This window comes from Flavobacterium cyanobacteriorum (assembly GCF_002251835.1).
In the GTDB taxonomy this organism is placed as follows: Bacteria; Bacteroidota; Bacteroidia; order Flavobacteriales; family Flavobacteriaceae; genus Flavobacterium; species Flavobacterium cyanobacteriorum.
The window spans coordinates 1-210 of record NZ_NOXV01000259.1; positions in this window are offsets into that span (position 1 = coordinate 1).

Consider the following 210-nt stretch of genomic DNA (forward strand, 5'->3'; position numbering starts at 1 on the left):
AATAAGCTGGAAATTAATTTAATACAATTTTTGTCGTGTACTTAGTGTAAATATATAAAATTATGTAACGAAACGGCTCCTGCAAAAACCGCACACTCCCATCTCACCGCTCCCCCCGCGTGAGGGATTGCAGCGGAAAGCCCGCAATGCAGCGCAGCGGAATGAGGACTTGCAGCGGAAAGCCCGGCCCGCAGGGACACGCCCAAAAAT